The sequence below is a fragment of the Parageobacillus thermantarcticus genome (assembly GCF_900111865.1).
Lineage (GTDB): Bacteria > Bacillota > Bacilli > Bacillales > Anoxybacillaceae > Parageobacillus > Parageobacillus thermantarcticus.
In genome coordinates, this window is the sequence record NZ_FOJS01000066.1 from 1 (window position 1) to 10,580 (window position 10,580).

16 protein-coding genes and 1 pseudogene are annotated in these 10,580 nt (G+C 44.8%); all 17 read right to left on the minus strand.

Annotated features, from left to right (window positions below):
- The coding region (locus tag BM278_RS16840; RefSeq protein WP_208601832.1) for a prophage endopeptidase tail family protein at positions 1 to 490 on the minus strand (490 nt) is incomplete at its 3' end.
- Between the two features lie 112 nt (positions 491 to 602).
- Positions 603 to 1,676 (minus strand): SUMF1/EgtB/PvdO family nonheme iron enzyme, encoded by a 1,074-nt coding sequence (locus BM278_RS16845; RefSeq protein ID WP_090952097.1) that lies wholly within the window; start codon positions 1,674 to 1,676, stop codon positions 603 to 605.
- The gene (locus BM278_RS16850; RefSeq protein WP_090952100.1) at positions 1,676 to 1,996 is read right to left on the minus strand and encodes a hypothetical protein; all 321 of its coding nucleotides are present in this window, start codon (positions 1,994 to 1,996) and stop codon (positions 1,676 to 1,678) included. Before BM278_RS16850 ends, BM278_RS16845 begins: the two co-directional genes overlap by 1 nt.
- A 12-nt stretch (positions 1,997 to 2,008) precedes the next feature.
- A complete protein-coding gene (locus tag BM278_RS16855) occupies positions 2,009 to 2,692 on the minus strand; it encodes a hypothetical protein (RefSeq protein WP_090952123.1) in 684 nt (227 codons plus the stop codon).
- Between the two features lie 17 nt (positions 2,693 to 2,709).
- A complete protein-coding gene (locus tag BM278_RS16860; RefSeq protein WP_090952126.1) occupies positions 2,710 to 3,516 on the minus strand; it encodes a phage tail family protein in 807 nt (268 codons plus the stop codon).
- Complete coding sequence (locus BM278_RS16865) at positions 3,516 to 4,859, minus strand: phage tail protein (RefSeq protein WP_090952129.1); 1,344 nt, start codon at positions 4,857 to 4,859, stop codon at positions 3,516 to 3,518. Before BM278_RS16865 ends, BM278_RS16860 begins: the two co-directional genes overlap by 1 nt.
- A gap of 247 nt (positions 4,860 to 5,106) precedes the next feature.
- Positions 5,107 to 5,889 carry an HNH endonuclease gene (locus BM278_RS16870; RefSeq protein WP_090952132.1) on the minus strand — a complete coding sequence of 261 codons (783 nt, stop codon included), beginning with the start codon at positions 5,887 to 5,889 and terminating at the stop codon, positions 5,107 to 5,109.
- Between the two features lie 173 nt (positions 5,890 to 6,062).
- Positions 6,063 to 7,520: pseudogene (locus tag BM278_RS16875) on the minus strand (phage tail tape measure protein); the annotation flags it as partial.
- Between the two features lie 13 nt (positions 7,521 to 7,533).
- Complete coding sequence (locus BM278_RS18960) at positions 7,534 to 7,695, minus strand: hypothetical protein (protein WP_167359673.1); 162 nt, start codon at positions 7,693 to 7,695, stop codon at positions 7,534 to 7,536.
- Positions 7,696 to 7,741: 46 nt separating this feature from the next.
- Positions 7,742 to 8,083 (minus strand): hypothetical protein, encoded by a 342-nt coding sequence (locus BM278_RS16880; RefSeq protein ID WP_090952138.1) that lies wholly within the window; start codon positions 8,081 to 8,083, stop codon positions 7,742 to 7,744.
- A gap of 3 nt (positions 8,084 to 8,086) precedes the next feature.
- Entirely contained in the window at positions 8,087 to 8,665 is a 579-nt protein-coding gene (locus tag BM278_RS16885; protein WP_090952142.1) for a major tail protein, read from the minus strand.
- Positions 8,666 to 8,670: 5 nt separating this feature from the next.
- Positions 8,671 to 8,991, minus strand: a complete 321-nt coding sequence (locus tag BM278_RS16890) for a hypothetical protein (RefSeq protein WP_090952144.1) — start codon at positions 8,989 to 8,991, stop codon at positions 8,671 to 8,673.
- 1 nt (position 8,992) lies between these two features.
- Positions 8,993 to 9,373, minus strand: coding sequence for an HK97 gp10 family phage protein (locus BM278_RS16895; RefSeq protein ID WP_090952147.1), 381 nt, complete (start codon positions 9,371 to 9,373; stop codon positions 8,993 to 8,995).
- Entirely contained in the window at positions 9,366 to 9,695 is a 330-nt protein-coding gene (locus tag BM278_RS16900) for a phage head closure protein (protein WP_090952150.1), read from the minus strand. The genes BM278_RS16895 and BM278_RS16900 overlap by 8 nt, the downstream gene beginning before the upstream one ends.
- On the minus strand, positions 9,676 to 9,975 hold the full coding sequence (locus tag BM278_RS16905; RefSeq protein ID WP_090952153.1) for a head-tail connector protein: 300 nt from the start codon (positions 9,973 to 9,975) through the stop codon (positions 9,676 to 9,678). Before BM278_RS16905 ends, BM278_RS16900 begins: the two co-directional genes overlap by 20 nt.
- Positions 9,972 to 10,127: a hypothetical protein gene (locus tag BM278_RS18965; RefSeq protein WP_167359674.1), complete on the minus strand. Its 156-nt coding sequence runs from the start codon at positions 10,125 to 10,127 to the stop codon at positions 9,972 to 9,974. Before BM278_RS18965 ends, BM278_RS16905 begins: the two co-directional genes overlap by 4 nt.
- A 45-nt stretch (positions 10,128 to 10,172) precedes the next feature.
- Positions 10,173 to 10,580, minus strand: a 408-nt coding sequence (locus BM278_RS16910) for a phage major capsid protein (protein ID WP_090952156.1), incomplete at its 5' end; no start/stop codon positions are given.

Consider the following 10,580-nt stretch of genomic DNA (forward strand, 5'->3'; position numbering starts at 1 on the left):
CTATTTGTTTCATGAAGCGCAAATGCCTGCCCGGCATGATTTGATACTCACAACCGAATGCATCGCAAATTTGACGGATGAGCGCAACGACGTTTCCTTCTCCGAAATTCGGGATAAACGCCGATTCGGTGACATCGACATTTTCAAATGTCCAGCCCGTGCCGTTGAGTGCGTATTGCACGAACTCGTCTAGCGTATGTGTACCGCCATATGTCCCTTCTTGATAGTGGTCAACCAAGTCAAAGAAAATATGTTGCGCGTGTACTTCTTTACGGTCGCGCACTTCCGTCATCTGTTTAATACGGAATTCGTGACCGTCTAGTTCGACGGTTGCTTCTTCTTGCACGAGGGGATAGGCGTGTTCATTGTTTTTTGTATTGAAACAGACGAATGACAAGGAATATTCGCCGTTCACCTGTTCCGCAACCTCTACACCGTTTATATCGGGTAGTGGATCGGTCTGCCCCTGTAAACTCGTAACAACGAGCATGGGTTCACCCCTTTCATGGGAATAGAAAAAGGATAGAGGATGTAAAATAGCCCCTATCCTTTGGATGAAAGCGTCATTTTATACAGCCAGTATATGTTTCTCAGATTCCAGATTACGGCGCGATGTACGCGGAGCGGAAACCGAGGTAGGTACCCGAGCTCGTACGAGCGTGCGACAGGTTCAGCGCGAAGACACCAGCATCCGACCCGTCGGCCCAGTAGCCGCCGCGAATCGGAAGGCGCTCACCGTAGTTACGCACCCAGATACCGTCTCCGCCATGGTTCGCGTCGATAGGAGCAATAGCGAGATGCTTCAATAGATCTGGAACCGTGAAGCCGGATTTAGCTCCCAACGTTTCAAAGGTCGTATAGCTATACCCGTAGTAAGCATCTGAACTCGGATCAGTCGTAAACATCGGATTTGTTCTTTCTGCTCCCAAGACAGGATCGCCGCCTACATCACGATCTGTTGTGTTTGCATCTCCTGCTGTCGTGTTATCGAAATATACGCCTGTGTCGACCCATTGATCGACTACGCGCGGTCCTTCTGGCGTATTGTAATTGTTGTCCTGGTGAACATAAATTTTCCCGTCGATCAATTTTAATCCATCGACCCATTCCCATACGTTCCCGTTGAGGTCGAAAATACCTTCATTCGTTCCATCGTGCGACCAGCTGGCAGGTCCAGAACCTGTTGCGACACGAGCATCCTGTCCACTTGATTGATACGTCACTTTTCCTCTTTCATGTGGAGCAGAAATATCCTTGCCATAGTTGTTATTTCCTCGAGGCATAAACCCGTTTTTCTTGCACCAGAGGGCAATAGCTGCCCATTCAGCATTCGTCATAAGATGCCAACCTGAACCTTTTGCTGCACAATATTGTTTTGCTTGATCATATGTCACAGATGTCTTCGGATCTTGGAAAGGAATAGAGTATGCGCGTCCGTCATGCACGATATTTTGATATTTCGAAATCCAGATTTCGCTTTTCACTACTCCGTTTACAATAAATGCCGGGTGCGGAACGTTAGGCGCCCCGTTGATGACATCTGATAAGTTGAATTTAGGAATGCAAACCATGATAGACGGATTTCCTTTGTCATCATACATGACCGTGTTTTTTCCGCCTGTGGCGGATTCCACGGCTTGGCGCAATGAATCTTTCACCGATACAACAAAAGCCATTACATCTCAACTCCTTCCGGTAATGCCCACAAGCGAATTTCGACTTTCGACATATTTAAAGACATCGGAACAATGCTTGTTTCGCCGTTATCGTTTTTCACAAGCTGATATTCTCGTGGTGGAATAATAATTGTCGCTACATACCAAGCCCCCACACCTTCTTGCACAGTTGTATATGTCGTGTCAAGGCATACGTCAATCACACGTTGCACATCACCCTGTCTCTCTTGCAGATCGATCGACAAGCTACCAATATTTAGTGTCGTTCCCTCAAGCGTAAACTCTACCTTCCGTCCGCTGTTTAAATGAGTGATAATCATTCACATCCCCTCCTATGCCACCAGCGGATTGAGTAGCGTCCACATAAATGTGACACTGCTCGCACTACCTGTCATTTTCACTTTAAACCCATTCTGCGTTTTGTCATACACAATCAACTGCCCATAATCGCCGTTCGATGAAATAACGTCAATAACCACCGCATAGTTCGGCGCGTTGATTTGTGCATATCCCGTTAATGTCACTTGTACAAACGGCTCATTATCTCGAAAATACCCGTTCGAATTCACACCTGTTATTGTTGCGACTCCTTGCTGAAAACGTAATTTTTTGTACTTGTCAATTTCTAAAAAGATTGAACGATCATTTTGAAATAGAACGTCATCAGCGGTTGATAAAATTCCAATTTTATTAGATGTATCATCCAAACGATCTTTTAATGTCGGATGTGTCACATTATTAATGGAATCATACCGAGCGTCCACGATTTCGGTATTGGAACTTCCTGTGTTTGCGACGATATTATCGATACGTGCATCGAGGTCATTATCTCGTTCAATACTGTCGTTTTCAATCTGTGTCATACGTGCATGCGCCGCGCTATCTTTTGCGTTGAGGTCGTTTTGTACTTCTTTTATATCCGCCTCAATATCATCAAAGTTAGCATTGAGGTCATTTCTAAAATTGCGGTCGAATGGAACTCCTAAATCACGGTATGGATATTTCATAGATGACATGCTGTATCACCGTCCTCCTATAAGTAATAAAAACGGAAGTCAAACGAGATGGTAAAAGCTCCCGTTGCTCCCGTTATGGTGAAGTCGTTCCATCCTGATTTCAATGTGATTAATTTTCGGTTGGTCTGTCCAAAAATGCTTGACCCGTTTTTTAGCGACCGCACACCGTCTAGTGTGATTGTGTCGCCGTCAACTGTCGTTCCCGTGTATTGCCATGTATCCCCTGTCGTCTGATTCGTGATGGTAAGATTCGTTGACGCTCCTGTGAATTCGATTTTTAACGGTAACACACGCGGGTCAATGTCAATATCTCCGGCGTTGTAAATACTGAAATTAGCCGTATTGTGAACATATTTCAGATCATCTGATTCAATTAACCCCTGCCCGATTTGCCAAAGTTCTGCATCAAACGTGAACGGGTCTAGGGTAGTTCCGATGGATTCGGCATATGAAGAAGGCGAAGAAAACTCTATTTCAAACGTTCCAATACGTGGCGGATACTTTTCAATCTCAAATCCGTTTGATCGAACAAGCCATCGTCGTTTTTGGTTCGGTTCATGAAAGTAGAACAATTCTTTCGTTGAGAAAATACGGAACACTTCATTCCGCAGCAACGGAAAGTCTTGTCGGTCAACCGCGTGCATAAAAAAAGACGCTCGTATTTTACGACCGTCATAGGTGGTATCGACTTCGACATATCCATCCCGACCGTCAATTTCTTCTGTCACCACGCGAACGGTAGGTGAGGAAATGGAATGAGTTAGGAGTTTGATTCCGTATTGTTCTGTATCAATCATAGTTCCATCTAGCCTTTCGATAATCATCATTTCACCCCGTTCATACGCAGTCTCGTATTCATACGGCTTCCAAGTTCACGTTCGATGATGTCGATCATCCGATATGCGTCGTTGATATTATTACCGGTATAGTTCAATGTCACGTTTATGGTCGGTTGTTGCTGTGGCATTTCTCTTGCGATCAAACCCGCAATTTTTCGTGCATGTCTGCCTTCAAACGGTACAATTGCCTCATCCACATCACCAAATCCAGCATTCCCGAAAATGACAGGTCTTTCAAATACACCACCGATTGCGTGCCAGTTGATCGAGAACTTCGGAATTTTAACGGATAAATCACCGATGCCGAACGATTTCCAACTTACGTTGATGTCCGGTAGTTTCGGTTTCGGGATTTTGATAGACAACTGGGAAAAGGCGTTTTTAATTTTGTCGATGATGCCTAAAACCGTATTTTTTGCCTTTTCAATCGGGCTTGTAATAGCACTTTTGATTCCATTCCATACGCTTGCCGTTGTCGATTTAATGCCGTTCCACACATTTGAAACTGTGGAACGGATGCCATTAACAACATTGGAGATAACCGATTTAATTCCATTCCATACAGACGATGCTGTACTTTTTAAGCCGTTCCATATGGATGTTAGCGTGGATTTTATCCCATTCCAAACAGAAGTTACGACCGAACGAATAGTATTAAAAATGGTGGATATTGTTGTTTTTATGGCATTGAATACTGTACTTGCTGTTGTCTTAATCGCATTCCATACAGTCGTCAGTGCCGTTTTTATAGCGTTCCATACAGTCGTAAAGATGGTTTTGTAGATGTTTAAAACAGTCGTAAAATATGCTTTTATGCCGTTCCATATCGCTTGTGCTGCCGCTTTGATTGCTTGCCATGTTGCTAATAAAAACGCTTTGATTTTGTCCCAGTTTTTCCAAAGAAGAACGCCTATAGCGATTAGCCCAGTGATTGCCGCAACAGCGATAGCAACAGGAGCTGCTATCGCCCCTATACTAACTCCCATCGCGCCAGCAGCCATGGTTATAGCAGTAATAATTGGAGCTAATGCCATCATAGCTCCCATGATAATTCCGATTGCCGAAGCAACCGCCGCGATGGTCGCCGCTAATGTCGGATTGTTTGACACCCACTCGGCGATTTTAGAAACAACGTCAGCGATGACGCCTAGTAATGGTTCGGACACGGTTTTTAAATCTTGGAATGCTTGCTGCAGTTTGACTGCTGGTGATTCGTCGATCTGGGCAACGGTATTTTTTAGGTTATCCGTGTTGTTCTTAGCGTCTCCTAGGTGTTTGTTCATGTTGAGGATCGTTTCGGCAATGTTTTCGCCTTGGTCTTCCCACATTGTCAATTTGTTATCGCAAAGGCTTTTTATCCTCTGCTTCCGGAGGTTTCCCTCATACCCTTTCACGGGATACGGCTGGTCAATTCCAGCCCGGTTCGGCGTACATTTTCAACCAACAAATGTTGGTTGCCGGACACTCTTGGGCGGATTATTGCTCCCTTAACGCTCACCGCCTACGCTCTACGGTGCAGGGTGGTGTTCCCTGTTACCTCGGTGTTGGCATATGAATCGGCATAATAAAAAGCGCTCAAACAGAGCGCCTATTTACCATCGACAGAAATTCATAAAATTGTTGTTTAGTGTTTTTTCCGTATCCATATATATCATGGAAATTTTTGTGACATGTTATGCATAAGGTTATGCCGTTATCCACATCAAGTCGTTTCTCTTTGCACCAATCCCAACTATCCAAGTGATGGGCGATTAAGTTTCCACCTTTATTATCTCCACAACATTGACATGTATAATTGTCTCTTTCATAGACTTGTGTTCTCCACAAACCATAACCTTCAATAAGCCGTTCTTTTTCTCTTTCCTCATCTGTTTTGTTCGGGTTGTAATTAGGATTGGATTTTCCAAAACGTCTAACTCCATACATAGGATTGTTTTCTCCGCTCCAATCCATGTATATCACTTTCGACGGATTGGTTTCTAAATCCCTTAAGAGTTCCGAGTAGCATTTTTTGCAATAAGTAGATTTCTTTTTGCCCGAATGATAACTTTTTCCACATCTTTGACATGTATGAGAATATTTATTTCGGTTATATTCTCTTTCGCAATCTTTGCAATAACTAAATGGCTTCTTTTCTCCTTTGACAGTTCTAAAATTAAATTCGTCTAACGGCTTTTCTTTTAAACATTTAGAGCAATATTTATAACCATCTTTTGGTGTTGGTAACAAAGGAGTCTTTCTTCGTCTTAAATTTTCGCACCGTTTGCATCTTTTTCTACGCCCATCAGGATAACGTTTGTCTTTCACAAAATCATCTAATTGTTTTTCTTCACCACAATCACAACAAACCTTATTCATTTTACAACCTCCCGTAGTTGTATCCCGAATAATTAAATGAAGGGCAGGCAGTCGGGAATCTGCTTTTCGGGGCGTCCCCCTAGCCCTTTATAATTATTATAACATACTTTTTATGCCGATTCACTTAGCTTCCACCGATTTTGCCCGGTTTTGTTTCGGCACAACTTTCGTTTACCGAAAATAGCTACCCCCAAGGCGTTTCGTTTCGTTTCGTCCTTCACACCCATCAGCGCTTTGACAACCTGTTGCATCGCTTCGCGTCCTTTATCGCCGCCAGCAGCAACAGCCTGCCCCCATTCCTGCAATTGTTTCGCAGAAATACCTGTTCCTTGTAGCAATTCTTTAGTTGATTTATCAACCTCTTGGCCGAACTCCGCTAGACGGATTCGACCCTCCTTGAGACCATCGAGCAGGTTGTCGATGTTCCACGTCCCTGTTTCGACCCCTGCAGCGAAAATCGCCTGAATTTCTTCTGCTTCAAATCCGGCACGTTGCAACTGTTGCCCGTATTCAGCGATGATGTCCAATTGTTCGGGCGGGAATCCGATTTTTAATAGCGCGTTAATAAGCCCTAATGCTCCCTCATTTGAGATGTTCAATTCTGACGCGACTTCGTGTGTTTCTTGAATCAACTCGGTAAAGTCAATTCCTGAATAGGCTCTTGCAACGGCCGCTGCCCCTTTGACAATTGCGGTGTTCGCTTCGTCACTGGCGTTTTTGTTCAGTGCCCATTGACGGCGCACGCCTTCAAGTGCTGCTTCCGCATCCACGCCGTACGCTTCGATTGACCGAACCGCTTCCTTTATGGCCTTTTTGGATGATTCCGGCACATCGAAAGCGACATTGATTTTTGCTTCAAGATCAGAAACATCGAGAGCCTTTTCAATCGCTCCGGCGATCCCACCACCGGCAACGAGCGCACCAGCAACATTTTCAAGTTCAACACCGAGATCACCAACTGATTTTTCAGCTGCTTTTGCTTCTTTTGACAACTGCCCAAGTTCTTTTTTGATGTTTTTAATCGAATTCCCGTCATCAACAGAAGCAAGAGCTTGCTTCATTTTATCTATGTCAACGTTAGTTCCAAGTGCCGCTTGTCCAATTTTTTTGATCGCTTCATCTAACTGTTTTGATGAAGCTGTTCCGTTTTTGATTGCATTAACCAGTTTTGTTCCTAAAACATCCGAAAAATCATCAACGCTTTTTCCGGTTGCGGCAAAGAACGTCTGTAATTGTTTTGTCGCAGTAGCAAGTTTCTGTTGTTCTTGCTCCGCCTCTTGCATACGTTCTTGTAATCTTCGTAATTCTTGTTCTGTTTTTGCAATCTCGCGTTGAAAAGCGCGATATTGGCCTTCCGAAATCTCACCTCGTGCAAATTGATCGGCGACTTGTTGTTGAACGGATTTTAAGCGATTTAATTTTTCGCTTGTGTTTTCGATTTGTTTTGCAAGTAGTTGTTGCTTTTGAGCCAGCAATTCCGTATTTGCAGGGTCAAATTTGAGCAGGCGCTCGACTTGTCGCAATTCAGATTGAATATCTTTACTTTTTTGATTGACATCAGAGAGAGCCTTTCCAAGTTTGGTTGTGTCCGCCGAAATGACTACAGAAATCCCTCTTATCGTTTCTGCCACGTTCTCACCACCTTTACGCAAAAAAGGCGTCTATATCCGCCTGCGTCGCCATTCTGCGGCGATGTTTTCGTTTTCCAGTTTCCATGTCCACGTAAATATTCACGTATTTCAGCAAGTCATTGACCGTCAACTCGTTGATTTCATCAAAAGAAAGACCGGCGCGTTTCCCAATCACAAGCAACTCTAAATCAGGACGCTCCGGCGGTTCGTATACCGTGTCATCATTTTGTTGCGGTTCGGATTCCTCGACGAAAAAAGCCCTCTGCCGATTCGTTCATGATCGCGGTCATGGTATCGGCATCTGAAAAATCCACGTATTCAAATTGATCGAGCCATGATTCAAAACGCGGGAATGTTTTACCTTTTCCCTCCGCCGCTTTGTTCATCGCCCATGCAATCTGCAAAAGAGCCACCGAATCTAGCGCCGACGGATCATCCGCAATCGCCTGCATTTTCAACAGATCGCCGATCAAATCAGATTTGAATTCTTGACGATAATAAAGAAGGGCCAAAGGCGTAGCCTTTAGCCCGATTTGTTTTCCTCCAATGTTAACTGTTCTCATTCATTACACCTCCGCCGTTGCGCCCGGTACTGTCACTGCGCTAAAGAAATTGTCATAAATCGCTTGGTTGGTGTCATTCAATTCAATCACGCCACGAACAACGTTTTTGCCGCCGATTTCAATTGGCAGGATGGTGATGTTGAGTGTTTGTGTTGTCGGCTCAACCGATTCGCCGCGCGTATTGTGTTCAGCAGTCGGTCGGCTGGCTTTGCACCGATAATACACGAAACGGCGGTTTTTCTTGTCACCCAAAATTTGACCTAGCAGCGCGAATTCTTTCGGCATTCCGTCTGTTGTCTCGACGAGCATCCCGTTCGCGTCGATTTCCCAGCCAAGCATTTCGGCTAAAACGTCGTCAGGGATAGTCGCCATTTCCAACTCAGCTGTGTAGCCGTTGTTGCTCGTGTATGTGAAGTATGGTCCATTATCTGCATAAAACGTCGATTCTTCCCCTTGCGGTTCAGGGCTAAAACGGACAGCCCCCGGAATAGCCACAGGCGTCTCCCATGTCGGCGTTGTATCGTCTGTCAAGAAAGCAATATGAACTTTCTCCAAACCGAACGTGACTTTATTTTGACTCATATTATTCAACCTCCTAGAATTTGAATTTCATAGAGTATTTGATACACTTTTTCTTCATCGAGATATGTTTCAAATTTCCGATAGGGCAAGCCTAGTTCTTTGAGCTTGTCCTGCACTTTTTGTTCGGCAGCTAAATCTTTTTTTGCCGTGTATAACTCGATTTGAAAGTCATCAATCGCGACATAGTTGACATTATCCGCCATCATGTCGTTTGAATAAGCGAACTGATAAATAATAAACGGCGGTGTGACTGGGCTGGAAAACGAGCCGTAGGCGACAGGATAGCCGATCGTTTTTAAGGCTTGATATAACTCCGCTTGTGTCATCTTAACCACCGTTTTCGATTACTCTTTTTAGCTCGTTCGGCAAGTCTGCCGCATATTTTTCATATGCTGGCCGCAAGTGCGGATAGGCAGGGACGCGGCCACCGTTTACTTTTGCATGGCCGAATTCAAGAAGATGAACGCGGCGATAGTGTTTTTTGTTCCACACGATGCGTTTGGTTGTGCCGTATCCGTCCTCTTTCGTGATGCCAAATGACTGCGCGTATTCGCCCGTTCGTTTCGGGGCGAGTGCTTTTGTTTCTTGTAATACTTTCCGTGCAGTCTTGTCTACTGTTTTCCGAACACCTTCGGCAACGTCGTCTGTGTATTCTTTGACCGCTTGCACCAACTCATCGGCTAGACGGTCGATCGGAATGTTAGCCATCCGCCGCCACCCTTTCCGTCGCGATAATGGTTAACGTTTTCTTGCCTTCATCATCATTGAGAACACTTTGTATATCAAACTTCCGTCCTTGATAGTCGATCCTCATTGTTTCATCGATTCCAGGAGTGTACCGAATGATAAAACGATAGGTTCGCTCCGCTTGGACGGATGCGGCGGCAAAGTATTCCCTGCCACTTACCGTCTTAATTGCCGCCCAACATGTCCGTGCTGGCTGCCAATCCTCAATTTGTTGGCCGATCTCATCCTCTGTGACAACCATCTTCAATAGCGTAATGCGGTGTCTAAACAGTCCCGGATTCATCGCTGTCACCACCGTAGCTGTATGTGAGCTGTGTCAGGATACTTTGTATGATCGGCCTTGTTTGGTCGGTTGCCTTTCCAATCATTTCTCGATTTTCATACCAATCGGCAATTAGTGTCATACAAAAAAGTTTTGCCAAGTGATTCGTCGAATCGTATGTGATTCCTGTGGCGTTTTTAAGATACTGTTCAGCCGCGTTAATTAAGGTAGTCAGTAATGCGTCGTCATCCGTAAAATCCACACGTAGCCACGTTTTCACTTCGTCTAAAGAAACGATCATTCTTTCACCTTCGTTTCTTTAGACTTTTTCACTTCCTCCACGTAGCCGAATCGGATCAGTAATGTGACCAAGCCTTTGGGCAAATCGGCAACATCGCCTTTTTTTAGGTCGTACCCAACACCTTTACAATCCATTAGCGCTCTAACCTTCATGTTGCCATCCCTCCTTCAAAAGAAAAGAGGGGATTACTCCCCTCATCACTCTGCTGGAAGTTGCACCTCGCCGAATACAAACGCTTCATTGTCGCGCATTTTTACTTCCATACGTTCAATCGCTCTCCAAAGCGTCACATCTGTTTGGAAGGCGTCCATCGCCACATCAGACGACATGATTTCGGTTTGTTGGCGGTCGAACAGAACAATACCTTCTTCAAGGTCTCCAACGATAATCGGAGCGAATTCTGCCCCTGTTCCGCTATCAACACGAGAAGGCATCACCTTGTTCGATACGATTACAACCGGCAATCCGAATAGTTGACGACCGGATGGCGATTCAAGAGACGGCTGCAATAAGAATTGACCGTTATTGTCTTGCAACGTATCTAACCAGTTGTAGGCGTCTTGGTTCACAAAAATGCTGGCTGTAGACCGGAATGCCGGATCAAG